The sequence below is a fragment of the Actinoallomurus sp. NBC_01490 genome, assembly GCF_036227085.1.
Classification (GTDB): domain Bacteria; phylum Actinomycetota; class Actinomycetes; order Streptosporangiales; family Streptosporangiaceae; genus Actinoallomurus; species Actinoallomurus oryzae.
Map to the genome: position 1 here is coordinate 5956871 of NZ_CP109433.1, position 25471 is coordinate 5982341.

General features: G+C 72.9%; 25 protein-coding genes. 15 read left to right on the top strand and 10 right to left on the bottom strand.

The annotated features are described in order from the left end of the window. Positions 1 to 167: 167 nt before the first annotated feature. Genes OG417_RS27750 through OG417_RS27760 form a run of 3 tightly spaced genes read left to right on the top strand, consistent with a single transcriptional unit; the run spans position 168 to position 3098 of the window. The gene (locus OG417_RS27750; RefSeq protein WP_329262656.1) at positions 168 to 2111 is read left to right on the top strand and encodes an ABC transporter ATP-binding protein; all 1944 of its coding nucleotides are present in this window, start codon (positions 168 to 170) and stop codon (positions 2109 to 2111) included. 60 nt (positions 2112 to 2171) lie between these two features. Continuing rightward, entirely contained in the window at positions 2172 to 2636 is a 465-nt protein-coding gene (locus OG417_RS27755; RefSeq protein WP_329234334.1) for a hypothetical protein, read from the top strand. Positions 2637 to 2678: 42 nt separating this feature from the next. Further along, positions 2679 to 3098 carry a hypothetical protein gene (locus OG417_RS27760; protein ID WP_329234337.1) on the top strand — a complete coding sequence of 140 codons (420 nt, stop codon included), beginning with the start codon at positions 2679 to 2681 and terminating at the stop codon, positions 3096 to 3098. Positions 3099 to 3346: 248 nt separating this feature from the next. Here the strand turns inward: OG417_RS27760 and OG417_RS27765 are convergent, their stop codons facing one another. Both OG417_RS27765 and OG417_RS27770 read right to left on the bottom strand, forming a co-directional pair. After that, a complete protein-coding gene (locus OG417_RS27765; RefSeq protein ID WP_329234339.1) occupies positions 3347 to 4282 on the bottom strand; it encodes a sulfotransferase family protein in 936 nt (311 codons plus the stop codon). 40 nt (positions 4283 to 4322) lie between these two features. Next, positions 4323 to 4706: a RidA family protein gene (locus OG417_RS27770; protein WP_329234343.1), complete on the bottom strand. Its 384-nt coding sequence runs from the start codon at positions 4704 to 4706 to the stop codon at positions 4323 to 4325. Positions 4707 to 5063: 357 nt separating this feature from the next. Here OG417_RS27770 and OG417_RS27775 point away from each other — a divergent pair, with 357 nt between their 5' ends. Both OG417_RS27775 and OG417_RS27780 read left to right on the top strand, forming a co-directional pair. Then, positions 5064 to 5927: a thermonuclease family protein gene (locus tag OG417_RS27775; protein WP_329234346.1), complete on the top strand. Its 864-nt coding sequence runs from the start codon at positions 5064 to 5066 to the stop codon at positions 5925 to 5927. Positions 5928 to 5965: 38 nt separating this feature from the next. After that, a complete protein-coding gene (locus tag OG417_RS27780; RefSeq protein ID WP_329234349.1) occupies positions 5966 to 6538 on the top strand; it encodes a dienelactone hydrolase family protein in 573 nt (190 codons plus the stop codon). Between the two features lie 37 nt (positions 6539 to 6575). Here OG417_RS27780 and OG417_RS27785 read toward each other — a convergent pair whose 3' ends face one another. From OG417_RS27785 to OG417_RS27795, 3 genes are all read right to left on the bottom strand, one after another. Then, a complete protein-coding gene (locus tag OG417_RS27785) occupies positions 6576 to 7199 on the bottom strand; it encodes a hypothetical protein (RefSeq protein WP_329234352.1) in 624 nt (207 codons plus the stop codon). 81 nt (positions 7200 to 7280) lie between these two features. Next, entirely contained in the window at positions 7281 to 7949 is a 669-nt protein-coding gene (locus tag OG417_RS27790) for a response regulator transcription factor (protein ID WP_329234356.1), read from the bottom strand. Continuing rightward, entirely contained in the window at positions 7921 to 9318 is a 1398-nt protein-coding gene (locus OG417_RS27795) for a sensor histidine kinase (protein ID WP_329234359.1), read from the bottom strand. Before OG417_RS27795 ends, OG417_RS27790 begins: the two co-directional genes overlap by 29 nt. 122 nt (positions 9319 to 9440) lie before the next feature. On the opposite strand from OG417_RS27795, the gene OG417_RS27800 reads away from it, so the two are divergent. The 5 genes from OG417_RS27800 to trxA all read left to right on the top strand — a co-directional run bounded on the left by OG417_RS27800 (position 9441) and on the right by trxA (position 13807). After that, the gene (locus OG417_RS27800; protein ID WP_329234362.1) at positions 9441 to 10700 is read left to right on the top strand and encodes an amino acid deaminase; all 1260 of its coding nucleotides are present in this window, start codon (positions 9441 to 9443) and stop codon (positions 10698 to 10700) included. Positions 10701 to 10778: 78 nt separating this feature from the next. After that, on the top strand, positions 10779 to 11519 hold the full coding sequence (locus OG417_RS27805; protein ID WP_329234365.1) for an SIR2 family NAD-dependent protein deacylase: 741 nt from the start codon (positions 10779 to 10781) through the stop codon (positions 11517 to 11519). A 91-nt stretch (positions 11520 to 11610) separates the two neighbouring features. After that, entirely contained in the window at positions 11611 to 12555 is a 945-nt protein-coding gene (locus OG417_RS27810) for a S66 peptidase family protein (protein ID WP_329234368.1), read from the top strand. After that, positions 12552 to 13412 carry a hypothetical protein gene (locus tag OG417_RS27815; RefSeq protein ID WP_329234370.1) on the top strand — a complete coding sequence of 287 codons (861 nt, stop codon included), beginning with the start codon at positions 12552 to 12554 and terminating at the stop codon, positions 13410 to 13412. Before OG417_RS27810 ends, OG417_RS27815 begins: the two co-directional genes overlap by 4 nt. Positions 13413 to 13492: 80 nt before the next feature. Beyond that, the gene (gene trxA, locus OG417_RS27820) at positions 13493 to 13807 is read left to right on the top strand and encodes a thioredoxin (RefSeq protein WP_329234373.1); all 315 of its coding nucleotides are present in this window, start codon (positions 13493 to 13495) and stop codon (positions 13805 to 13807) included. 139 nt (positions 13808 to 13946) lie between these two features. Here trxA and OG417_RS27825 read toward each other — a convergent pair whose 3' ends face one another. Beyond that, positions 13947 to 15755: a glycoside hydrolase family 15 protein gene (locus tag OG417_RS27825; RefSeq protein ID WP_329234377.1), complete on the bottom strand. Its 1809-nt coding sequence runs from the start codon at positions 15753 to 15755 to the stop codon at positions 13947 to 13949. A 193-nt stretch (positions 15756 to 15948) separates the two neighbouring features. Between OG417_RS27825 and OG417_RS27830 the strand changes: the two genes are divergently transcribed. Beyond that, on the top strand, positions 15949 to 17436 hold the full coding sequence (locus OG417_RS27830) for an MFS transporter (RefSeq protein WP_329234379.1): 1488 nt from the start codon (positions 15949 to 15951) through the stop codon (positions 17434 to 17436). A 70-nt stretch (positions 17437 to 17506) separates the two neighbouring features. On the opposite strand, the gene yczE is transcribed toward OG417_RS27830, so the two are convergent. Further along, complete coding sequence (gene yczE / locus OG417_RS27835) at positions 17507 to 18097, bottom strand: membrane protein YczE (RefSeq protein ID WP_329234382.1); 591 nt, start codon at positions 18095 to 18097, stop codon at positions 17507 to 17509. 87 nt (positions 18098 to 18184) lie between these two features. Here yczE and yczR point away from each other — a divergent pair, with 87 nt between their 5' ends. Continuing rightward, a complete protein-coding gene (yczR, locus tag OG417_RS27840) occupies positions 18185 to 19603 on the top strand; it encodes a MocR-like transcription factor YczR (RefSeq protein ID WP_329234385.1) in 1419 nt (472 codons plus the stop codon). A gap of 13 nt (positions 19604 to 19616) precedes the next feature. Here the strand turns inward: yczR and OG417_RS27845 are convergent, their stop codons facing one another. Then, complete coding sequence (locus tag OG417_RS27845) at positions 19617 to 20747, bottom strand: M20/M25/M40 family metallo-hydrolase (RefSeq protein WP_329234387.1); 1131 nt, start codon at positions 20745 to 20747, stop codon at positions 19617 to 19619. 67 nt (positions 20748 to 20814) lie between these two features. Between OG417_RS27845 and OG417_RS27850 the strand changes: the two genes are divergently transcribed. Continuing rightward, positions 20815 to 21588 carry a hypothetical protein gene (locus OG417_RS27850; protein ID WP_329234390.1) on the top strand — a complete coding sequence of 258 codons (774 nt, stop codon included), beginning with the start codon at positions 20815 to 20817 and terminating at the stop codon, positions 21586 to 21588. Beyond that, positions 21589 to 22695: an o-succinylbenzoate synthase gene (gene menC / locus OG417_RS27855; RefSeq protein WP_329234392.1), complete on the top strand. Its 1107-nt coding sequence runs from the start codon at positions 21589 to 21591 to the stop codon at positions 22693 to 22695. It abuts the gene before it with no gap. A 27-nt stretch (positions 22696 to 22722) separates the two neighbouring features. Here the strand turns inward: menC and OG417_RS27860 are convergent, their stop codons facing one another. Next, positions 22723 to 23625, bottom strand: a complete 903-nt coding sequence (locus OG417_RS27860; protein WP_329234395.1) for an aldo/keto reductase — start codon at positions 23623 to 23625, stop codon at positions 22723 to 22725. An 87-nt stretch (positions 23626 to 23712) separates the two neighbouring features. Between OG417_RS27860 and OG417_RS27865 the strand changes: the two genes are divergently transcribed. Beyond that, entirely contained in the window at positions 23713 to 24414 is a 702-nt protein-coding gene (locus OG417_RS27865; protein ID WP_329234399.1) for a TetR/AcrR family transcriptional regulator, read from the top strand. Between the two features lie 87 nt (positions 24415 to 24501). On the opposite strand, the gene OG417_RS27870 is transcribed toward OG417_RS27865, so the two are convergent. Next, on the bottom strand, positions 24502 to 25452 hold the full coding sequence (locus tag OG417_RS27870) for an alpha/beta fold hydrolase (protein WP_329234401.1): 951 nt from the start codon (positions 25450 to 25452) through the stop codon (positions 24502 to 24504). Between the last annotated feature and the right edge of the window lie 19 nt (positions 25453 to 25471).

Here is a 25471-nt window from a genome sequence, read left to right on the forward strand (position 1 = left end):
ACGGCCTAGGTCGCAGGGTCGGTTCCAGATCGGCTGGGGGGCGGATGACGGCGCCCGCTAACGTGACGCAGGCTGGTCGTGTCGACGGGAATCAGCCGTCGGCGCGACGTGTTGTCGACCATGCTTACATGATTACGTCTTAACCTCCGGGAGGAATCACCGTGGGAATGCCGGACAACGGCTGGATGGTGATGATGTCGTTCCGCCGCGACAACTCGGTGGTCAAAGAACGCCTGAAGGCGGGCACGGTGCGCCGCATCGCCGGCTACGCGCGCCCGTACATCCGCGAGCTCACCCTGTTCCTGGTACTGAACGCGGTCGCCGCCGTCATCGTCGTGGCGAACCCGCTGCTGCTCAAGGCGATCATCGACCGCGGCATCGTGCAGCACCGCACCGGTCTGGTCGCCGGGCTCGCGATCGCCGTCGCGGTGCTGGCGCTCGTCGACGCCGTGATCGGCCTGGCGCAGCGGTGGTACTCCGCGCGCATCGGTGAAGGGCTCATCTACGACCTGCGGACCCAGGTCTTCGACCACGTCCAGCGCATGCCGGTGGCGTTCTTCATGCGCGCCCAGACCGGCTCGCTGGTCAGCCGGCTCAACAGCGACGTCATCGGCGCCCAGCGCGCCCTCACCACCACGTTGTCCTCGGTGGTCTCCAACGTGATCAGCCTGATCCTCGTGCTGGTCACGATGTTCGTGCTGTCCTGGCAGGTCACGCTCATCGCCCTGGTCCTGTTGCCGATCTTCATCTTCCCGGCCAAGTGGGTCGGGCGGCGGCTGCAGAAGATCAGCAGGGAGCAGATGCAGCTCGACGCCGAGATGGGCTCGCTGATGACCGAGCGGTTCAACGTCGCGGGCGCGATGCTCGCCAAGCTGTACGGCCGTCCCGAGGAGGAGTCGGCGATGTTCGCCGGGCGGGCGGCGCGGGTGCGTGACATCGGCGTCGTCTCGGGCATGTACGGCCGCGTGTTCTTCACCGCGCTGACGCTCGTGGCCTCGCTGGCCACCGCCATGGTGTACGGCGTCGGCGGCTCGCTGGTGGTGAACGGCGGCTTCCAGCTCGGCACCCTCGTCGCCCTGGCCACGCTGCTGACCCGCATGTACGGCCCGCTCACCGCGCTGTCCAACGTGCACGTCGACGTGATGACCGCCCTGGTCAGCTTCGACCGGGTCTTCGAGGTGCTCGACCTGCCGCCCATGGTGGCCGAGAAGCCGGACGCGACGCCGCTGCCCGGGTCCGTCACCCGACCAACCCACCCCGACCTCCTTCCCGGCAAAGACGCCCCGGCCGTGGAGTTCGACGACGTGACCTTCCGCTACCCGGCGGCCTCGGAGGTCTCGCTGGCCTCGCTGGAGTCGATCGCGCGCACCGACACCGCGCCGAGCCGTGAGGTGCTGCACGGGGTGGACTTCCGTGTCGAGCCGGGCGGTCTGACCGCGCTCGTCGGCCCCTCGGGCGCCGGCAAGACGACCATCACCCAGCTCGTGTCCCGGCTCTACGACGTCACGGACGGCGCGGTCCGCATCGGCGGTCAGGACGTCCGCGACGTCACGCTCGATTCGCTGCGCGACGCCATCGGCGTCGTCACCCAGGACGCGCACCTGTTCCACGACTCGATCCGCGCCAACCTCGTGTACGCACGGCCGGACGCGACCGATGAGGAGCTGGTCGAGGCGCTGCGGGCGGCACAGATCTGGGACCTGGTCGCGGAGATGCCGGACGGCCTGGACACCGTGGTCGGCGACCGGGGCTACCGGCTGTCCGGCGGTGAGAAGCAGCGCCTGGCGATCGCCCGGCTGCTGCTCAAGGCGCCCTCGGTCGTGGTGCTGGACGAGGCGACCGCGCACCTGGACTCCGAGTCCGAGGCGGCGGTGCAGCGGGCGCTCAAGACCGCGCTCGCGGGCCGTACGTCGATCGTCATCGCCCACCGGCTGTCGACGATCCGCGAGGCCGACCAGATCCTGGTGATCGACGACGGCCGGGTGGTCGAGCGGGGCCGCCACGACGAGCTGCTCGACCGCGGCGGGCTGTACGCCGAGCTGTACCACACCCAGTTCGCCCGGCAGGAGCGGACCGGCGACGCCGTCACCGCCGCGGCGCCCCAGGCCTGAGTGACCGCGCCGGAGAAGCGGGAGGAGTGAGGCGTACGGGGCAGGGGTAGACCCAGCGGTGTGAGCACTGCGTACATCGCCCCGGCACGCTGGGTGATGGCCGCCGTCTCGCTGGCGTGCGGTCTGCTCCTCTTCGGAGCGCCGGCCGGCGCGGACCCGGTGTACGCGGGCCGCTCCAAGGTGTTCGGCCTCGTTCGGGCGGGGGCGAGCCCGGACCGCGTGCTGTTCGCGCCGGCCCGCATGGTCCGGCACGGGGGACCCGAGACGGTGCGTCCGGTATCGGTCGGGCACTACGCGCCGTTGACGATCGCACCGGGAGCGGTGATCCGCGCGTCGGCGCCGATCGTCGAGCACGGCGTCACCGACTACGTGCGCGGCGTCCGGCTGACCCCGGCGCAGCTGGGTGACGACCTGCGGCGGTTGAGCCGGCGGCTTCACCCGCTGCCGGACCGCGCCCACATGTTCGAGCTCTGGTTCGACGGCCAGGGCCGGATCGACCGCATGCAGCACTACTTCAGCCCCTGAGCCCCGAACCGGAGCGGGGGCGCGTCGACATCGGGGGACCAGATGAACCGTCCGCTCGTCCTGACGTGCGTCGCCCTGAGCGCGGTCATGCCGCTCACCGGGTGTGGAGGGAGCAAGAAGGCCGCCACGGTCGCGCACAGCGCGAGCCCCAAGGCGCGGCACCATGCGCCGGCCGCGACGCGCGCGCCGTCCGCCTCGGCGACCGTCGCCGGCACCGTACGGGTCGGCGGCTTCTGCAAGGCGACCAACACGGTGGGCCGGACCGCGAACGGCGGCTGGGCCCGCTGCCTCAAGAAGCCCGGCGACAAGCGGGCCCGCTGGTACTCCCAGGCCCCGGCCACCGGGGCGCGCGCCGGTGAGTTCTGCTCGCGGGCCGGGGCGACCGCCACGTCCTCCACGGGCAAGAAGCTGACGTGCACCAAGAAGTCCGGCGAGACCCGGCCGCGCTGGCGAACGAAGTGACCCGGGCGGCGCCGGGCGGACCGATCCGCCCGGCGCCGCCCGGCCGGGTGACGGCGCCCGCCCGGCGCACTTAACGCAGGCGCATCCTCAAGTCCACACTTCTGTCGCACGTCCGGTCCACTCTGGGAGGCGGCAGGCGATTCTCTTCACCGCGGAGTGAGTGCGATGAGCAGTACGAAACGCGGGGTACGGCGGTTCGCCGCGCTCCTCGTCGGTTGCGGCGCGGCCGGCCTGGTGATCGGCTGGAGCTACGAACGGGTGCCGGCCGTCGGCCATTCGCGTCCGCTCGGCCGGTAGCCGAGCCGGCGGAGCTCCGTCCCGGCGATCTTCTCCACCTGGGTGACCTGCTTGGGCGTGAGGTGGTCCTGCCACATGCCGATGTCATCGTCGCCGACGCCGTGCAGTGCGCTCTTGGCGATCCGCTGTCCGAGGTAGTCGGAGATGTCGCCCAGGACCTCGCGGGTGCGGGTGACCAGGTCCTCGTAGCGCACGGTGAACAGCTGCTCGTCGGGCGTCTGGGCGCGCAGCCGGGCGCTGAGCCGGATCGACCCGCGCCAGCGGAGCGCGCACTTGACCGCCACGCCCGCGCGTGGCCAGCGCGCCCGCTCGGTGGCGTCCTCGACGCCGAGGAAGGCGTTGGGGAACACCTCGTCCAGGTTGGCGAAACCGGGACGGAACCAGGCGAGGCAGCGCTCGTCGGAGATCATCCCGGCGACGACGTCACGGCCGTCGCGGATCACCTGGATCAGCTGCGCGTCGGGAAAGGCGTCCAGGATGACGTCGGTGCTGTAGATCAGGTCGGGCGTCGCGTCGGCGAACCGCTGGATGCCGCGGGGGTCGGCGCAGACGCCGTCCGGGCCGAGCCGCCCCAGGTCGCGGCACTGTGCCGGGCACTCACCGCACCCGTCCGTGGTGACCTGCCAGCTCTGCGCGTACGCGTCGCGCATCACCCGGGCGGCGCCCGCCCCCCGCTCGCTTGCGATCGAGGGGCGGCGGGCGAACGCGTAGACCGTGCGCACCACGTTGGGGCGGCCCATCGTCAGGTGGAAGGCCGCGGAGTGCCGGATCGCGCGGGCCACCAGGTCGGTGCCCGAGTGGGGCGCGCCGAGCAGGAAGACCGGACGCCGGACCTTGGTGCCGTTCACCACCAGGATGTGTGGAGACGTGGAGCGTGGGGGCGTCACCAGCGTGTCACCTCGGGCGGGGCCGCTTCGCCGGCGCTCGTCAGCCGACGACCGCGAGCGCGTCGATCTCGACGAGCAGACCCTCGGCCAGCCCGACGAACACCGTCGTACGCGCGGGATAGGGCTCGCGGACGTATTCCTCGTACACCGCGTTCATCGCCGCGAAGTCCTCCCGGCGCGTCAGATAGACCCGCAGCATCACGACGTCGTCGAAGCCGGAGCCGGCCTCCTCCAGCACCGCCCGGACGTTCTCCAGCGCCTGGCGGGTCTGCTCGCCCGCGGTCTCGCCGACGACGAGCCCGGTGGCGGGGTCGACCGGGACCTGGCCGGCGACCTGGAGGATGCCGCCCTTGCGGACGCCCTGGCTGTAGGCCGCGGCGGGCCGGGGGGCCTTCGCGGTGTGAAAAGCGATCTTGTCACTCATGCGAATTACTCATCTCTTGGCGCCGGCCATAGGGCCCGGCACCGTCGGCTCCTAGAGGATGGTACTGACTTCGCCACCTTTCTGGTCACGCCGGGCCGACGCGCGGGCGCGCCGTCCGCGAGCGCCCGCGGCGCACCGCCTCCGTCCTTCCCGCGCCGCCGGCGCGACGGCCGTGACCACGGCGCCGACTCTACCCGGACAGACCTTTGCCAGGCTCTGACCTGCGGATATCGGCGCGGGTACGCGATCACGCCCGCTCCGGCTGGTTGACTGCGGCGATCACAGACGCCGGCGCGGGCCGCCGGCGCCGGGGGCACGTGCGCGGCGGTGAACGCCGCCGTGCGGAGGGGGGCCACGATGCCGCTACGCCTGATCAAGGGTTCCTACCGGATCCTGCACAGCCAGCCCGATGGCGACTCGATCCACTTCTACCCCGACGACGCGGAGGCGTTCGTCAAACTGCGCATGAACGCGCACCTCAGCCCGGCCGGCGGCGTGCAGCTGCGGCTCGACGCCATCGACGCGCTGGAGACGCACTACACGCCGCACGGCCACGGGGGCTTCACCCGGCACCAGCCGCTGCCGCTCGCGCACGCGGCCGCCGACCGGCTGCTGGCCCTGCTGGGTTTCGGCGACGTCAAGCGCGACCGGGAGACCGTCACCAGCGCCACGCCGGACGAGACGCCGGGTCACATCCTGACCCGGTTCGCCGACAAGTACGGGCGGCCGGTGGCGTTCGCGTACGCGGGCCGGAGCGAGGAGACCGACCTCGCGCAGGTGCGGGTCACCACGGACACGCTGCGCGAGAGCGTGAACCACCGGCTGCTGTCCGAGGGGCTGGTGTACCCGACGTTCTACAGCAAGCTGTATCCCGACCTGCGCGCCGAGCTGACCACCGCCACCCAGGCCGCGCGCGCCGAGGGCCACGGCGTGTGGAGCGGCGACGCCACCACGAGCGGGGCGACCGTGACCGGCCTGGCCGACCTGGACGACCACATCGTGATCCTGCCGAAGCTGTTCCGCCGGCTCGCGGACTACCTGGCCCTGGGCGCCGGCGACGTGTCCCTCGACCGGTTCACCGCCTTCCTCGCCGCACGGAACGACCGGCTGTTCGTGATCTCCGAGGCGCACGCGACCGGCCTGGACACCGTCACCGCCGTGTCCGGCCAGAAGGTCCGGCTCACCCACCCGCCCGAGGACCTGGTGTTCATCGAGGCGTGACCTCGACCGCTCGCCGGGACCGCTGCCAGGATGGCGGGATGACCGTCGTTCTGCTGCATTCGCTGTACGGACTGCGGCCCGCGGTGCTCGACGCCGCGGCCCGCATCCGTGCCGCCACCGGGCACGAGGTGGTGGCCCCCGACCTGTACGACGGCCGCACGGCGGACGACGCCGAGAGCGGTATCAGGATCAAGGATGAGATCGGCGGCGACGAGCTGGCCCGGCGTGCCGCCGCCGCTGCAGCGCCGTACGCGCCGGAGAACACCGTGTACGCGGGCTTCTCCCTCGGCGCGAGCCTGGCCCAGCGCCTCGCGCCGGCCGGACCGGGCGCGCGGGGACTGCTGCTGATGCACGGCACCGCCGAGGTCCCCGACGGCACGGTCGCGACCGGCCTGCCGGTGCAGCTGCACGTCGCCGACCCGGACGAGTGGGAGCCGGCCGACTGGCTGGGGGAGTGGCACCAGGGGATGCGCCGCATCGGCGCACGGGCCGAACTGTTCCGCTATCCGGGCGCCGGACACCTGTTCACCGACCCGGACCTGGCCGACCACCACGAGCCGTCGGCGAAGGAGGCCTGGGAACGCGCCCTCGCCTTTCTCCGGGCACTGTGACCGCGGGGCCACGCCGGCTCCGCCAGGCCGAGCCCGGCTACGTGCGGTTCAGGCCCGGCGCAGGCGTCGCCGGGCGGTCCCGCGAGAGCAGGCCCATCCGTCCGGTGGCGAGCAGGGCGCCGAGAGAGGCGAAGGAGATGAGAAGGATCAGATCGGCCAGGTGCGCGAACGCGACCTCGCGCGGGATGCGGCTGATCGGGAACGCGATCGCGCCCGCGGAGACGAGCAGGCCGGTCGCGACGGGCACCGCCCTGATCCGGGCGAGGACGAGGCCCAGCACGAACAGGCTGATCGGGAAGAGCGGGCCTGCGATCCAAAAGCCGAAGAACGCGGCCGGCGGATGCTCGTTGAGCAGCCGTACGGCCTCGGCGTGGGAGACGTGGAAGAGCTCCTCGTTCATGCCCTGCACGCCGAACGCTACGCCGCCGACGCATCCGTAGATCGCCGCCGGCAGGCCGATCGCCGCGTAGTGCGGGACACGCGGTTCGATCAGGCGGAAGACGGCGACGATCCCGGTGATCCAGCACACGGTTGCGATGACGATCAGCACACCGGTGGTGAGGCCCTGCCGGTGGCCGTCCCAGAAGAAAGTGGACAGTGCCTGTACCGCGGGGGCGATGATGAGAGACGCGCCCGCGATCACTCTCGTTGACGTTCGCATGCTCAGAACGCTAGAAATCGCCGCGGCCGATGACATCGCCCGCGAGTCGGGACCCGCCCACTGCGTTCGCAGTAGCGGGCCTCATCCTGGCGGCAACCCGACCAGGCCCCACTGGTAGGCGAAGACGACGAGTTGTGCCCGGTCCCGCGCGCCGAGCTTGGCCATCGCCCGGTTGACGTGTGTCTTGGCGGTCAGCGGGCGCATCCCCAGCCAGTCGCCGATCTCCTCGTTCGTCAGACCCTGCGCCACCAGCGGCACGACCTCGCGCTCCCGGTCGGTCAGTGTCTCCAGCCGCTCCGGAGGAACCCGTACGCGCCCGGCCCGGCGCACGAACGTCGAGATCAACCTGCGGGTGACCCGCGGTGCGAGCAGCGCGTCCCCGGCGGTCACCGTACGCACCGCATGGCGCAGCGCGTCGGGCTCGAGGTCCTTCAACAGGAAGCCGCTCGCGCCCGCGTGCAGCGCCTCGAAGATGTACTGGTCGAGGTCGAACGTCGTCAGTACCAAGACCTTGGTGTCGGCAAGCCTCTCATCGGCGAGGATCGTCCATGTGGCGGCCAGGCCATCGGTTCCCGGCATCCGCACGTCCATCAGGACGACGTCGGGACGGTGGGCGCGGGCCAGCGCGATCGCCTCGTCGCCGTCGGCCGCCTCGCCGACGACCTCGATGTCGTCCGCGCGTTCGAGGAGCCTTCGGATTCCGGCCCGGACGAGCGTCTGGTCATCGGCCAGCAGGACGCGGATGCTCATGTTCTCCTCCCAGAGGCAGCCAGGCGCATACCCGGAAGCCTCGCTCACCCGTGCCGGGGTCTTCGTAGGGCCCGGCGGTCAGGTCGCCATCGAGCACGGCCACCCGTTCGGCCATTCCGCGAAGCCCGAACCCCGCCGGCCCGCGATCTGCGTTCGAGGGGACGGTGGGGGGAGTGGCGCCGTCGTCGCGCACCTCGACGGCGAGGCCCTCGGGACGGTATCGGAGAACGATCTCCACTGAGCGAGGATCGGCATGGTGGACGGCGTTCGCCAGCGCTTCCTGCACGATCCGGTAGGCCGTCACGTCGACGAGGCGGGGCAGCCCCCGGGGCTCGCCCTCGACGTGGATCTCGACACGCGGACCGTGCCCGCCGTACGCCCGCGCCAGCTCGCCGAGGTGACGGACGCCGAGGGTCGCCGGCGCATCCGGGTCCTGGACGGTGGTGCCGTCCCGCAGCACGCCGACGGCCGCCCGCAGTTCTCCCAGTGCCTCGCGGGTGGCCTGGCGCACCACCCCCAGCGCTTCGTCCGCCTGCGTCAGGTTCTCCGTGAGCAGCTCCGCGGCCAGGTTCGCGTGCAGGCTGATCACGGCGAGGGTGTGGGCGGACACGTCGTGCAGGTCCCGGGCGATCCGGGTCCGTTCCTCGGCGACGCGCTTCGCGGCGATGTGATCGCGCTGGGCCGCGAGCAACGCGAGCCGCGCCTCGTACTCGTCCCGTCGACCGCGACGGCTCCGCACGGCGTCGCCGAGGAGCAGCATGGAGACGAACACCACGGTCGTTCCGTCCAGCACCGCGTCGAACACTCCGGCGCGGCCGTGCTGGGTCCGGCCCAGCACGTCGGAGACGATCAGGAACCCGGCGATGGAAAGGGCGAACCACCGGCGCGGCGCGATCGCCGCCGAGTACAGCGCGATCCACAATGGAACGGCGGGCGCTCCGCCCGGGTAGTCCTCGATGTGGTAAATCGTCCACAGCAGGCCGGTGACCGCGAGCGTGACTGAGGGCCACCTTCGCCGCATCGCCAGCGCCAGCACCATCGCCAGCCCGATGCCGTACGCCCCCAGGTCGGGAGCACGGTCACCGGCGGCCGGCGTCCCCGCGCCGATCCGGTAGACGGTCGCCGCCGCGGCCACGAGGCAAAGAGCGGTTTCCCTCGCCCACACCGGGACTGCGGCATACCAGCGCGGCGGACGGGCGAGGAACGCCTCGGCCCGCGACGCGGCCCCGGCGTACCGGCCGCCCGGCCGGGCCGGTCGGCCGAGGAGACCGCTCGCCGATCGCCGTACCGCGGCGTGCCGCCACCGCGGGCCGTCACCCGCTTCCGGCGGACGGCCGGGGAAGGACGTTCCGCCTTTGCCCGCGCTCATCCTCTGATCTTCGACCGCTCGTCGCTCCGGGCCAAGCGGCTGAGAGCGACCCGGGACGGCGGTGAACGCCCCGGCAGGGCATAGCGTGGGGTGGCGCCGCCCGCGAGATCACCGGAGGCGGCATGTCGAGTGAGGGGCGGTGGACCGTGATGGATGCCGGCGCGCTGCGACGGCTGGGTGAGGAACGGATCGACTGGCGGTTCAAGGGAATGCCGGCGGACGCCGCCGGGATGACCGTGGCGGAGCTCGCCGCCGAGCGCCGGAACCTCTTCGACGGCGGTTTCCACCCGCCGCTCGTCGTGCTCGACGCCTCCGCGCTGGAGCACAACCTGACGACCATGCGCGACTGGTGCGAGCGGCGCGGCGTGCTGCTCGCGCCGCACGGCAAGACCACGATGGCCCCGCAGCTGTTCGCGCGGCAGCTCGAGCACGGGGCCTGGGGGATCACCGTCGCCAACTTCGCCCAGCTTCGCGTGGCACGGGCCTTCGGCGTCCGCCGGGTCATCGTCGCCAACCAGCTCGTCGACCCGGCCGGGCTGCGGTGGGTCGCCGGCGAGCTCGCGCGCGACCCGGAGTTCGCGCTGTTCTGCTTCGCCGACTCCGTGCGCGGCGTGGAGATCATGGCGGCGGCGCTGCGCGGCGCGCCGCGCCCGGTGGACGTGCTGGTCGAGCTCGGCGCGCCGGACGGGCGTGCCGGCGTGCGTGACGTCGCCACGGCCGAGGCCGTGGCCCGCGCGGTCCGGGGCGCGGACGGGCTCCGGCTCGCCGGCGTGGCCGGGTACGAGGGCGCGATCGCGCACGGTGCCACGCCGGAGAGCCTCGCGACCGTCGATCGGTACCTGCGGGACCTGCGCGACCTGGCGGGCCGGCTCGACCTGCCCGAGGACGCCATCCTCAGCGCGGGCGGCAGCGCCTTCTTCGACCAGGTCGCGGACGTGTTCGACGGCGCCCGCACCGTGCTGCGCAGCGGCGCCTACATCACCCACGACGACGGCTTCTACCGCGACATCTCACCGCTCGGCCGGGCCGGAGACACGCCGTTCCGGCCGGCCCTGCACGCGTGGGCGCAGGTGACCTCCCGCCCCGAGCCCGACCTCGCGCTGCTCACCCTCGGCCGCCGCGACGTCTCCTTCGACCAGGGCCTGCCCGAGCCGCACACCGTACGCCACGCCGACGGCTCCCGCTCGCCGGCGACCGGGAGCCGGGTGACGGCGCTCAACGACCAGCACGCGTTCCTCCGGCTCGGCTCCGGCACCACGGCCGAGGTGGGCGACTGGGTCGACTGCGGTCCGTCCCATCCGTGCACGGTGTTCGACAAGTGGCAGCTGCTCCCCGTCGTGGACGGCGACACGGTGATCGATCTGGTCCGCACCTGGTTCTAGGGGTGACCCGCGGAAGGTCCCGCGTGGCGTGGCCCCGGGCCGGGTGTCCGGTACCGGTCACGGCATAGGCTCTGGATCATGATCGGCGAATGGCTCCGGAACGCGAGCGCGGTGACCGTGCTCACCGGGGCGGGCATCAGCACCGATAGCGGCATCCCGGACTTTCGAGGTCCGCAGGGCGTGTGGACCAAGGACCCGCAGGCGGCCGCGATGTCCGCCATCGACGTGTACGTCGCCGACCCCGCCGTACGCCGGCGCGCCTGGCGGTCACGGCGCGACCACCCGGCCTGGGGCGCCGAGCCGAACGCCGGGCACCGCGCGCTCGTGGACCTGGAGCGGGCCGGGCGGCTCCGGGCGATCGTCACCCAGAACATCGACGGGCTGCACCAGAAGGCCGGGTCGGATCCGGACCTGGTCATCGAGGTGCACGGCACGATGCTGGAGGCCGAGTGCCTCATGTGCGGGAGACGCACGCCGATGCCGGAGGTCCTCGCTCGCATCGACCAGGGCGAGGAGGACCCGCCGTGCCCGGAGTGCGGCGGCATCCAGAAGTCCGCGACGATCTCGTTCGGGCAGGCGCTGAAGCCGGAGGTCTTCGCCGCCGCGGAGCGGGCGGCGCGCGAGTGCGACGTCTTTCTCGCGGTCGGCTCCTCGCTCGGCGTGCAGCCCGCGGCCGGGCTCTGCGTGGAGGCGGTCGAGAGCGGCGCGCGGCTCGTCATCGTCAATGCGCAGGAAACGCCGTACGACCGTCTCGCCGACGCCATCGTACGCGAGCCGATCGGCACCGTCCTCCCGACACTCCTGTCAGAGACCTGTTGACGACGAATTGCAAGCGTGTGGTTTATGACCTCTTCCGCTTCGGGGTCCACTGGTGTCATGCTCTGACCGACCACATAACAAGGAGACTTACATGGGCGACCTCGGGGGCGGACCACCCTCACTTCGAGCGGGGGACAGGGTCGCCGTGGTCGCTCCGAGCTATCCCGCGGAGCCGGAGCGGCTCGAGCGCGGCTGCGCGGTGCTGCGCTCCCTCGGTCTCGAGGTGATCGTCGGCAAGCACGCCTTCGACCGTGCCCCGTCGGGTTTGACCTACCTCGCCGGATCCGACGACGATCGTGCCGCCGACCTGCAGGAGGCCTGGTGCGACCCGGCGATCTCGGCGGTGTTCTGCGCGCGCGGCGGCTACGGCGCCGCGCGGGTGCTCGACCATCTCGACTGGGACACGATGGCCCGCGCGACGCCCAAGATCCTGCACGGGTCCAGCGACATCACCGCCCTGCACGTCGCGTTCGGCCGCCGCCTCGGCGTGCCGACCTCGTTCGGGCCGATGGTCGTCTCCACCCTGGCCGACGAAGAGCCGGACACGATCGCCCACCTGCGCGAGGCGCTGTTCGGCGCGGGCGTCACGGTGCGCGGTTCGCACGCCCCGCGCGGCGGCCGGGCGCGCGGCACGCTGACGGGCGGCAACCTGGCGCTGCTCACGTCGCTGCTCGGCACCCCGCACGCCCCGGAGCCGGCCACGGGCCGCATCGCGTTCCTGGAAGACGTCAACGAGGCGCCGTACCGCGTCGATCGCATGCTGACCCAGCTCCTTCAGGCGGGCTGGCTCGAGGGCGTCGCCGGCATCGCGCTCGGCACCTGGATCGGCTGCGGCGACCTCGACGCGGTCTTCGCCGACCGCCTCGTGCCGCTCGGCGTGCCGATCCTGGCGGGCATCCCGGTCGGCCACGGTCCCGGGCAGCACACGATCCGGCTCGGTGCCGAGGTGGAGCTCGACGCGGACGCGCGGGTGCTCGGTCCGGGCACGGGCGGCGGCGCGGCTGGGCTCTCCCACTCTGGCGAGGAGACACCGTGACCACCTTCGAGAGGCGCGACCGCCGGCCCACCGCGGCCGACGGTTCCGACCCCGCGCTCGACTCGCTCGTGGTGCTGGTCGCCGAGAGCCACGGCTACGGCTGCCGTGCGGTTCCCGGCGACGTGATGCTCCTCGACGGCCCGCAGCGTCTGCACATCGGCATGCGCAACCTGCGCCAGCTCGCCCGGCAGGTGCCGCGCGACGACTGGCCCGCGCTGGTCGCCGACCACGTCGGCACGATCATCACCGCCATCGAAGAACCCCTGGACCTCAGCGACTTCGCGCTCGTGCGCGGGCTGCTGCGTTCGCGGATCTACCCGGCCGAGGCCCGCACCGGCCGGCTGATCTCCCGTCCGTTCGCGCCCGGGCTGATCGAGGCGATCGTCGCCGACACACCGACGACCGTGCGCACGGTCGTCACCGACGACGTGGTCGGCTGGCCGGTGACCGCCGACCAGCTGTTCGCGGTCGGCCGCGACGGCGTCCGCGCCGACGGCCCGCTCGAATGCGACGTCATCGACGACACCGGCATCCGCGTGCTGGAGGGCTCGACGTTCTACGCCGCGACGCACCTGGTGTGGCTGGAGTCCTACCTCGACCCCGGCCCCTACGGCGCGCTCGCCGTCGCCCCCACCCGCAGCACGATCGCCGCGTGCACGATCCGCAAGGACACCGCGTTGGTCAGCGCCGAGCGCCTGCGCGCCTTCGCCGATGACGCCCACGAGGACGGGCCCGGCTCGCTGACGCCGGACCTGTTCTGGTGGCGCCGCGGCACCCTCACGCTGCTGGAGCGGGCGGACACCGGGCGCGCCCAGCTGCCACAGGACTTCCTGCGGTTCGTCGCCTCCCTTCCCTGATCCGCCGCCGCGCGGGCTTGACCTTGACGCCGGTGTCACGGCTTAGCGTCGGGGCAGCCGAACGGATCAGGGGAGAAACGATGATCGAACTGACGACCGACGACTTCGACGCGCAGGTGCTCCACGGCGACCGGCCCGTGCTGGTCGACTTCTGGGCCGAGTGGTGCCCGCCGTGCCGGATGATCGCGCCGATCCTCGAACAGGTGGAGGCGGAGTACGGCGACCGGCTCACCGTCGCCAAGATCAACGGCGACGACCACCCGGAGATCGCGCGCAGGTACGGGGTGCTCGGCTTCCCCACGCTGAACCTCTACCGCGACGGCGAGGTCGTCCACCAGATCGTGGGCGCCCGGTCCAAGCGGGCCCTGCTCGCCGACCTGGCTCCCCACCTCTGAGGCCGGCCACCGGCACGGGCCGTCGCGAGCGACGGCCCGTGCCGGGGCGCCGGAAGCCGTCCCCGGCCGGCGAGCGTCGCGCGGCCGGCAGGGCCTGGTCGAACGGCCGCTACGGCCGGGGGACTTGGTCGAACGGCCGCTACGGCCGAGCAGCGGCGTGGCGGGCGCCGCGCATGCCGTCGTGGCCTTCGAGGTCGTAGGCGGTCAGCACCAGGGGCACGTGGCTGAACGCCTGCGGGAAGTTGCCGACCTGGCGCTTCAGCCGCGGGTCGTACTCCTCGGCGAGCAGGCCGACGTCGTTGCGCAGGTCCAGCAGCCGCTCGAACAGGTCCCGCGCCTCCTTGCCGCGGCCGATCTGCTGCAGCGCCCCGGCCAGCCAGAAGCTGCACGCGAGGAACGCTCCCTCGCGGCCGGGCAGGCCGTCGACGCCGTGCTCCTTCTCGCCGGTGGCGTACCGCTCGACGAACCCGTCGGTGGTCAGCTCCCGCTGCACCGCCTCGACCGTGCCGATGACCCGGGGGTCGTTCGGGGGCAGGAACCCGACGCGGGGGATGAGCAGCAGCGCCGCGTCCAGTTCGCGTGAGCCGTACGACTGGGTGAAGGTGTTGCGTTCGGCGTCGAAGCCCTTCGCGCAGACCTCACGGTGGATCTCGTCGCGCAGCGCGCGCCACTTCTCGACCGGGCCGCGCCGGTCGAAGTTCTCCACCATGCGGACGGCGCGGTCCACCGCGACCCAGGTCATGACCTTGGAGTGCACGAAGTGCCGGCGCGGCCCGCGGACCTCCCACAGGCCCTCGTCAGGGTCGCTCCAGTGCCGTTCGACGAAGCCCATCATCGAGCTCTGCAGCGACCAGGCGTGCCGTTCCTGCTGGATGCCGCTGTTGATGGCGAGGTACAGCGAGTCGGCGACCTCGCCGTACACGTCGAGCTGGAGCTGTTTGGCCGCGGAGTTGCCGACGCGGACCGGCCGGGAGTTCTCATAGCCCGCCAGCCAGCCCAGCTCGTACTCCTCCAGCCGCCGCTCGCCGGCCACGCCGTACATGATCTGCAGGTCCTCGGGGCTGCCGGCGACCGCGCGCATCAGCCACGACCGCCAGGCCTTGGCCTCGTCGCGGTAACCGCTGCGCAGCAGCGCCTCCAGCGTCATCGTGGCGTCGCGCAGCCAGCAGAAGCGGTAGTCCCAGTTGCGCACGCCGCCGACCGCCTCGGGCAGGGAGGTGGTGGCCGCCGCGACGATGCCGCCGGTCGGGTCGTACGTCAGCGCCTTGAGCGTGGCGAGCGAGCGGACGACGGCGTCACGGTAGCGGCCGGAGTAGGTGCACTGCGCGGACCACTCGGTCCAGAACCGCTCGGTGCCGGCGAGCGCCTCGTACGGGTCGACGTCGCGCGGGGCCGGCAGGTGTGAGGGATGCCAGGTGAACACGAACGGCAGCGAGTCGCCCTCGCAGACGACGAACGTCGCGCGGTGGGCGAAGTCGCGCCCCTCCAGCTCGATCGGGCTGCGCAGCCACACCGAGTCGGGGCCGGCGATGCCGGCGAGGTGGTCGCCGGTCCGCCGCATCCACGGGATGGCCCGGCCGTAGTCGAACCGGATCCGCAGGTCCAGGCGCATCGGCACCCGCCCGGAGACGCCCTCGACGATGCGCACGACGTCCGCCGCGTCGCCGCGCTCGGGCATGAAGTCGACGACGCGGACGGTGCCCTCCGGGGTCTCCCACTCGGTCTCGAGGATGAGCGTGTCGCCCCGGTAGCGCCGCCGGGTCGCCTTGCCCCCGGCGACCGGCGCGATCTGCCAGCGGCCGTTCTCCGGGTCGCCGAGCAGGCCGGCGAAGCAGGCGGGGGAGTCGAGCCGCGGAAGACACAGCCAGTCGATGGACCCGTCGCGTCCGACGAGAGCGCAGCTGAACAGATCACCGATGAGCGCATAGTCCTCGATGGGCGCAGACAATGCGATTCCCCCTTGTGCTGGCTGATTTCGGCCCAGTGCGTACGGTAACGCGGCTCCGCGCCCCGTATCCGGCGAATCTGCCGACCTGACCGGCTGTTTACCTATGCCGATGACGGTAAGTAATCCCTCGGTCGCCGCTTTGGTGGATCGGCCTGGTCGCAAGCCGGAGTGACACCGGATCGGGGGCGGCGGAATGAGCAGTACCGACGAGACCGTACGAAGCCTGGTGCCCGCCCGGATCGACCGGCTGCCCTGGTCGCCGTTCCACACCCGGATGATCGCCGCGCTCGGCGTCGCCTGGGTCCTGGACGGGCTCGAGGTGCAGATCGCCAGCATCGTCGGGCCGGTGCTGCAACGCGCGGACACGCTTCACCTCGGCTCCGGCCAGGTCGGCTTCGCCGGGACGGTCTTCCTGCTCGGCGAGGTGCTGGGCGCGCTGGTCTTCGGCCGGATCTCCGACCGGCTGGGCCGGCGCCGGCTGTTCATCGTCACGCTCGGGCTCTACCTGGCCGCCAACGCCCTGACCGCGCTGTCGTTCGGCTACCCGATCTTCCTCGTCTTCCGGTTCGCGGCGGGGGCGGGGATCGGCGGGGAGTACGCCGCGATCCACTCGGCGATCGACGAGCTGATCCCCGCGCGGTACCGGGGCCGCGTCGACCTCGCCGTCAGCGGCACCTACTGGTTCGGCGCGATCCTCGCCTCGCTGGGCGAGTACGTGCTGCTCGACCCCCGCCTGCTGCCGCCGGACATCGGCTGGCGCGTCGGGTTCCTCATCGGACCGCTGATCGGCATCGCCATCTGGGGCCTGCGCCGTACGCTGCCGGAGAGCCCGCGCTGGCAGCTCGTCCACGGCCGCGCCCGCGAGGCGGAGCGGACGGTGGCGCGGATCGAACGCGAGGTCGAGGCGTCCGGGATCCGGCTGCCCGCGGTCGACGAGAGCCGGTACATCGAGGTACGGGCGCGCGAGCCGGTGTCGTTCACGCAGGTGGCGCGGACGCTGTTCCGTGAGTACCCCAAGCGCTCGGTGCTCGGCGCGGTCCTGATGATCAGCCAGTCCCTCCTGTACAACGCGATCTTCTTCACGTACGGGCTGGTGCTCAAGCACTTCTACGGCGTCGCCGACCACGACGTGCCCAAGTACTTCTTCCCCTTCGCCGTGGGCAACCTGCTCGGCCCGCTGCTCATCGGCCGGCTGTTCGACACGATCGGCCGCCGGCAGATGATCGCGGGCACGTACCTCTTCTCGGGCGCGCTCATGGCCGTCAGCGGTTACCTGTTCGAGCGCGGCCTGCTGACCGCCGTCACGCAGACCGTGCTGTGGTCGGTGATCTTCTTCGTCGCGTCGGCCGCGGCCAGCTCGGGCTATCTGACGGTCAGCGAGGTCTTCCCGATGGAGCTGCGCGCCCAGGCGATCGCCCTGTTCTTCGCGATCGCCCAGGTGTTCGGCTCGTTCGGCCCGACGATCGTCGGGTCACTGATCGGGGACCAGGCGCACCCCGACCGGAGCCGCCTGTTCGTCGCCTACCTGGTCGCCTCCGGCGTCATGGGCGCCGCCGGGCTGGTGGCGGCGTTCTGGGGCGTACGGGCCGAGCGCACCTCGCTGGAGGAGGTCGCCGCACCCCTGTCGTCGGTGCGCCGCCCGCGGGACCATCTCGACGGCAGGCTCGGTCCCGGCGCCTGAGAGGCCGTTGGGGGACCCTCGCGCGCAGCAGGGCACGGGGCTCCCCGACAGCCTCTGAGCCCGCAGCGGGTCAGGCCGCCGCCGGGGAACGCTCGACCGTCAGCAGCGGCAGGAAGACGTGGGCGAGCGGGCCGATCGTCACGGCGTACAGCAGCGTGCCGACGCCGACGGTGCCGCCGAGCGCCCAGCCGAACAGCAGCACGGTCACCTCGATGCCGGTGCGCACGACCCGTACGGAGTGGCCGCGCGCCGCGAGGCCGGTCATCAGCCCGTCGCGCGGGCCGGGACCGAAGCCCGCGCCGATGTAGCAGCCCGTCGCGAAGCCGCCGACGAGGATGGCCGCGACCAGGTATCCCGAGCGCAGCGGAAGGCCGTGCGGGTCGGGCAGCAGCCAGAGGAACAGGTCGGTGAACACGCCGACGAGGATGACGTTGCTGATCGTGCCGAGCCCGGGGCGCTGCCGGAGCGGGATCCACAGCAGCATGACCAGGGCGCCCGCGATGATGATCCAGGTGCCGATCGACAGCCCGGTCTGGCGCGCGAGGCCCTGGTGGAGCGTGTCCCAGGGGTCGTTGCCCAGCCGGGAGGCGACCTGCAGGGCGATGCCGAGGCCGTACAGGGCCAATCCGACGTACAGCTGGGCCAATCGGCGTAGGAGCACGGACCCTTTCCTTCCTTCACGGTGTTCCCGGCCATTACCGCAGAAGAGTGGCTTGAAAGATAAGGGCCAATCATGAAAAGTGGCCCTATGTCGACCAGGTCCATCAACGCCGCCAACCTCGCCCGTCTCCTCGGCGGACCGCCCGCGACACGGCCGTACTACGCCGCGATCGCCGCCACACTGCGCGGCCTCGTGCTCGACGGCCGCCTGCCCCTGCGCACGCGGCTGCCCGCCGAGCGCGACCTGGCCGCCGTCCTCGGCGTGAGCCGCACGACGGTCACCTCGGCCTACGACGCGCTGCGTGCGGACGGGTACGTCGAGAGCCGCCAGGGCGCCGGGAGCTGGACCACCCTGCCGGCGGGCACCCCGCTGTCGGCCCGCCACGCGCTCGCCGAGGACCGCACGCTCATCGACCTCGCCTGCGTGGCGCCCGCCGTGCCGCCCGGCTTCGACGAGTGCGTCGCCGCCGCCGTCGCGGAACTGCCGCGCCACACCGGCGGCCCCGGCTACGAACCGCTGGGCCTGGCCGTCCTGCGCCGGGCGATCGCCGCGCGGTACACCGCCCGCGGGGTGCCGACCCTGCCCGAGCAGATCCTCGTGACGACCGGCGGGCAGCACGCCCTGTGGCTGGTGCTGCAGACCCTCGTACGCCCCGGCGACCCCGTCCTCGTCGAGTCGCCGACGTACCCGCACGCGCTCGACGCGCTCCGCCTGGCCCGCGCCCGGCTCGTGCCCGTGGGCGTCAACGCGGGCTGGGACCTGGAGCTCATCGCCGGCGGCATGCGGCAGGGCGCGGCCCGGCTCGCCTACCTGATCCCCGACTTCCAGAACCCCACCGGCCGCCTCATGGGCGACGACGACCGTGCGGCGCTCGTGGCCACCGCCCGCGCCACCGGCACGTACGTGGTGAGCGACGAGATCTTCACCGAGCTCGCCATCGACGACGTGCCACGCCCCCGGCCGCTCGCCGCGCACGACACCGACGGCCGCGTCATCAGCGTCGGTTCGGTGTCCAAGCTGGTGTGGGGCGGCCTGCGGATCGGCTGGATCCGCGCCGGGCAGGCACTCGTGCGCCGGCTCGCCGAAGCGCGCGACGCGGTCGACCTGGCCAGCCCGGTGCTCGAACAGCTGATCGTCGCCGAACTGCTCGGCCGCGTCGAGCCGATCATCGCCGCCCGCCGCGAGAGCCTGCGGGAACGGCGCGAGGCCCTCATCGCCGCGCTGCGCGAGGAACTGCCCGGCTGGGAGTTCGCCGTCCCGCCGGGCGGCCTGTCGCTGTGGGTGCGGCTGCCCGGCGTCTCCAGCACGGCCCTGGCCGCCGCGGCCGCGCCCCACGGCCTGCACATCGTCCCGGGCACCGCCTTCGGCGTGGACGGAGTGCTGGATGACCACCTGCGCGTGCCGTACGTCCTGCCACCGGAGGAGCTGCGTGAGGCCGTCGCCCGCCTGGCCGCCGCCCAGAACGGCGCGGCCACCGCCCAGCCGCCCCGGCCCGCGTACGTCTAGACGCGCCGTCCGGTCACCGGGGCTCGGCGATGATGGCGGCGAGCAGGGCGGCGCGTTCGGCGAGCGCGGGTACCTCGATCGACTCGTCCTCCGCGTGGGCGCCCCGGCCGCGCGGGCCGAAGCCGTCGAGCGTGGGCAGGCCGAGCGAGCCCGGCAGGTTGGTGTCGCCCGCGCCCGCCGCCGGGCGGCCGGTGATCCGCTGGCCCAGTGCCGCGCCGATGCGTGCGACGCTCTCCAGCAGCGGGTTCTCCTCCCGCTCGGGCCAGGTCGGGCGGCTCGACAGCACCGTGGCCCGCACGACGGCGCCCGGACGGCGCGGCTCGGCCGCGGTCAGCGCGTCGAGCACCCGGCGCTCGGCCTCGGCGGAGGCGAACCGCAGCCCGATCTCGGCCGAGGCGCTCCCGGCGACGACGTTGGCCCGGCTGCCGCCCTCGATCCGCCCGACGTTGAACAGCGTCGTGCCGTCGTCGGGCACCGCCGCGCGCGCCGCCGCCACCTGGTCCAGCAGCTCGTCGATGGCGGAGATCCCCTTGCCGGGGTCGAGCGCCGCGTGCGCCTCGCGCCCGCGGACGCTCAGCAGGACGCGGGTGCTCCCGCGACGCGCGCTCTTCAGCGCGCCGTCCGGGTGTGGCGACTCCAGGCCGAGCACGGCCACCGCGCCGTCGAGGTGGCGTTCCACGACCGCACGGCCGCTCGGGCTGCCGACCTCCTCGTCGGCGACCGTGACCAGGCGCACCCGCCGCGCCGGCGCCGCGCCGGCCTCCGCCAGCGCGCGCATCGCCATCTCGACCGCGACCAGGCCGCTCTTCATGTCCAGGGTGCCCGGCCCGGCGATGGTGGTCCCGTCGTCGGTGTAGGGCATGGTCGCCAGGCGGCCGACCGGCCAGACCGTGTCGTAGTGGCCGACCAGCAGCAGATGCGGGCCGTCCGCGGGGCCGAAGTCGGTGACGAGATGGCCGTCGTCGCGGGAGACACGCCCGCCCGCCTCCCGCTGCCCGGCCTCGATCAGGTCGGCGCACCGGGCGAGCGCCTCGGCGTCACCGGACGGCGACTCGGCGAGCGCGTACGCGCGCAACCGTGCCCGGCCGAAGGGGAGCAGGTCATCCGCCGCGGCGATCAGGCGTCGTGCCAGGTCGTGGTCCATGGATTTGATACTAAACTTGCCGTGAAATCGCCGTATTGATCGTCATTTGCTGCCAGAAGAGAAGACTTTGCCACTCTCTCCGCCGATCACCGTACGACCTCTCACCACGGCCGCCGAGATGCGGGCCGGCGTGGAGGTCTACCGCACCGCGTTCGCGCTGTCCGCCACCGACCCGGCGGTCAGCCCGCGGCTGCTCGCCGCGCTCTCGCGCAACGCCGGCTCGGTGATCGGCGCCTTCGCCGGGGACGAGCTCGTCGGCTTCACCTACGGCTTCCTGGGCTCGGACTCCACGACCGTCTACCACTACTCGCAGGTCGCGGCGGTGCTGCCCGGCTGGCAGGGCCGGGGTGTCGGCCGCACGCTCAAGTTCAGCCAGCGCGAGTACGTCCTGTCCACCGGTGTGACCGTCATGCGCTGGGCCTTCGACCCGGTGCGCACGCACAACGCCCACTTCAACTTCGACGTGCTGGGCGCCACCGGCCGCTGGTTCACCCGCGACCTGTACGGCGTGGAGGACTCCGGCCGCGACCCCGGCATGCGCACCGACCGGCTGATCGTCGAGTGGGACCTGCTGACGGACACCGCACGCGACCTGCCACGCCCGCCGCACGTCGGCTGGGCCGAGGTCCGCCGGGAACCGGACGGCGACGTGCTGGTCGGCATGCCGCGCGACTGGGACGGCCTGGCCTCCAGCGACCGGCGCGCGGCGCACCACCTGCGGGACGACGTCGCCGACGCGCTGACCCGGCTGACGGGGGAGGGCCTGCGGGCGATCTCCTGCCGGGTCTGCGACGGTCACACGGCCGTCTACCGTTTCCGCCCGAGCCGCGAGGAGGGCTGAGTGCCGCGCGTGACCACGGTCGAGGCGTTCCGGCTGAGCCTGCCGCTCGTCCACGCCTTCCAGACCAGTTCCCACCGCAAGACCCATCTCGAGCACATCCTCGTCCGCGTCGCCGACGCGGACGGCGCCGTCGGCTGGGGCGAGATCGCCTCGCCCAGCGACCCGTACTACTGCTCCGAGACCGTCGACATCTGCCGCCTGACGCTCCAGCGCTACCTCGCGCCCGCGCTGCGCGGCGCGGACTGGGATCACCCGGTCCAGGTCGGCGCGTTGTGGAAGCGGATCCGGGGCCACCACTTCGCCAAGGCCGGCCTCGACATCGCCTGCTGGGACCTGTGGTCGCGGGCGGCCGGCACGCCGCTCGCCCGCGCGCTCGGCGGCGACCGCCGGGCCATCGAGGCCGGTGTGAGCCTGGGCATCGAACCGACCATCGACGACCTGCTCGTCCAGGTGGGCCGGTACGTCGCCGAGGGGTACCGCCGGATCAAACTCAAGATCGCTCCGGGCTGGGACGTCGAGCCGGTGCGCGCCGTGCGCGAGGCCCATCCCGGCCTGCCGCTGCACGTGGACGCCAACGGCGCCTACTGCGAGGACCAGAAGGACGTCTTCCGGGCGCTCGACGGCTTCGGCCTGACCATGATCGAGCAGCCGTACGCGCCGGGCGCCCTCGCCGCGCACGCGCGCCTTCAGGCGCGCCTGGAGACGCCGGTATGCCTGGATGAGTCCGTGGACGACCTGGACCAGCTCGACACCGCACTGGAGATCGGCGCGGGACGCGTCCTGAACATCAAGGTCTCACGCATGGGCGGCCTGACCGCCGCGAGCACGGCCCACGACCGCGCCGTGGAGGCCGGCTGGCGCGTCTGGTGCGGCGGCATGCACGAGTTCGGCGTGGGCCGTGCGGCGAACGTGGCGATCGCGTCGCTGCCCGGCTTCACGCTGCCCAGTGACGTGTCGGGGTCGGACAAGTACTACGCGCACGACGTGGTGGACCCCCCGATCCGCGCGGCGGAGGGCTTGGTGCCGGTGCCGGAGACGCCCGGCCTGGGCCACGAGGTCGACGAGTCGCTCGTCCGCCGCCTCGCCTCGGAGACCCTGAGCATCTGACCCGGCCGGCAGCCGGCGAGCGGTTGCTCAGCGGTGGCTCTCCGCCGCGGACCTGAGCGCGTCGAGCGTGGACTGGTGCGGCCGGTCGAGGGCCGCCTTCGACTCGTCGACGAGGCCGGTCAGGCGGGCCACCTCGGCGTCGGTCAGATTCTGCGCGACCTCGGCCGCGGCGGTGTTGGCGCGCAGGTGGTCGGGGTTCGCCGTGCCGGGGATGACGACCATGGCGGGGGAACGGCGCAGCAGCCAGGCCAGCGCGACCTGGGCCGGCGTCGCGCCGAGGCGCTCCGCGGGGGCGGTCAGCTCGTCGTGGCCGGTGAGCCGCCCGGAGGCCAGCGGGAAGTAGGGCACGAACATGATGCCCTGTGCCTCGCAGTCGGCGAGGACCTGGACGCCGCTGCGGTCGAGCAGGTTGAAGCGGTTCTGCACGGCCGCGATCGGCGTCATCTTCTGGGCACGGGCCAGCATCTCCGGCGACGCGCCGGACAGGCCGATGCGGCGGATGAGTCCCTGGTCTCGCAGCTCGACGAGCACGCCGAGCGAATCCTCCAGCGGTACGTCGCTCGGCGGCGCCGGACCGTCGCCGCCGAGCCGCAGGTACGTCAGCTCGCTCGCCTCCGTGCCCAGGTCGACCAGCGCCTCGTGGACCTGCCGGCGGACCGTGTCCGGATGGTCGGTGATGATCCACGACCCGTCGGGGCCGCGCCCGGCGCCGACCTTGTTGCCGACGATCACCCCTTCCGGGAACGGCCGCAGCGCCTCCCCGATCAGCCGGTTCACCGTACGCGGCCCGTAGGCGTTCGCGGTGTCGAAGAACGTGACCCCCAGCTCGACCGCCAGGCGCAGCACCCGCCGCGCCGCGTCGGGGTCGTCCGGCGGCCCCCATACGTTCGGCCCGGCGAGTTGCATGGCGCCGTATCCAAGACGATTCACTGGCTTCTCCTCGATGTATCACTGCCACGCCAGTTCGCGTAGCACTGTCCGTTTCAGTGATACGCCGAATGTCGTAGCATCGCAACCGTGGAGGACGCGAAGACCCGTACCCGGCGGCAGATCCTCGAGGTGGCGGCCGGCATCCTGGAACGAGAGGGCGCCCAGGCGGTCTCCACCCGTTCGGTCGCCGCGGCGGCCGGCATCCGCGCCGCCTCCCTCTACCAGTTCTTCGGCGACAAGGACGGCCTCCTCTCGGCACTGGCGATCCACGGCTTCGACATGTACCTGGCCGAGAAGCGCGGGCTGGCGCACACCGGTGATCCGGTCGACGCCATGCGCCGCGGCTGGGACATGCACGTCGGCTTCGGCCTGCGCCATCCCGCCTTCTACCTGCTGATGTTCGGCACCGACCGTCCCGGCCGCCGAGCCCCCGCCGCCGACGAGGCAGGCGACCTCCTGCTGAAGTACCTCGACCGCGTCGCCGCCGCCGGCCGTCTCCGGGTCCCGCCCGCCCTCGCCGCCCGCCTCTGCCTGGCCGCCGTCACCGGCGTCACCCTGACGCTGGTCGGCGCCCCGGCCGAGGACCGCGACCCGGAGATCTCCGCGCGAATACGCGACGCCCTCATCGACTCCCTCACCACCGACCCGCCCCCCGCCACGGACACCGGTCTCGCGCCCCGGGCCCTCGCCCTCGATGCCGCCCTCACCGCCGCGGACCAGGCCACCCTCCCGCTCCGCCCGACCGAAACCGCCCTCCTGCGCGACTGGCTCGACCGGCTCGCCCGCTGACCCGGACGGTCGCGGGACCTGTCCGGCGCGGCCGCGACACACGCCGCCCCCGATGCGGCGCTTGCGCCGGCATCGCGACCGCGGCGTCTAGCGCGACGCGCCCGTGCCGGCCTGGGCGATGTGCTCGGCGATGAGGCGGGCGATCTCGCCGGGCTGGGTCAGCGGCACCCAGTGCGGGGCGCGGACCGGGCGCACCTGGAGCCGGTCGGCGAACGGCCGGGCGGCCTCGGCGGCCAGCGCCGGCGTCACGAACGCGTCCCCCGTCGCGACCACGATCTGGGTCGGCACGGTCGTACGGCGCTCGCCGGCGGCGCGGCGGCGGGCGAGCATGTTGGCGCGGTAGAGGTTCACCCCGGCGGCGGCGTCCTCGGCGAGCGTCGGTGCCGGGTGCGTGCGGACCGCCACGCCCTCGGTGCGCTCGAGCAGGCCCGCCCAGCGGCGGGCGAGCACGTGTCGCCAGACCAGCTCGGGCACGACGGGGGTCTGGAACGCGGCGATGTACCACGAGTGCGCGAGCTGCCGCGCGACCGCCCGTACGCCGGAGGGCCGGCGCAGGCCCGCGCGCATCCACCGCGCGGCGTGGTCGAGGCACGGGCCGGAGATCGAGGTGAACGAGGCGAACCGCTCCGGCATCGCGCAGACCGCCTCCCACGACTGGATCGCCCCCCAGTCGTGACCGGCCAGATGCACGGGCGCGGTCGGGCTCACCGCGTCGAGCACCGCCCGCATGTCCGCGACGAGGTGCTCGAACCGGTACGCGTCACGCCGCCGGGGCCGCGACGAGGCGCCCGCACCGCGCACGTCGTAGGTGATGACGCGGAACCGTGCCGCCAGCCGCTCGGCGACCCCGTCCCAGACCGCATGGGTGTCCGGAAAGCCGTGCACGAGCAGAACCGCAGGGCCCTGGCCGCGTTCGTGGACGGCCAGATCGACGCCGTCTCCCTGAATCCGCCGCGAGCTCTCCGCAGCCTGCGCATCGGCGTGTGTCCTCTGGTCGCGTCCGCTCCTCGCTCGCTCCGCGGGCGGCTCGTCCCTCACCGCCCACTCCACTCGCTCG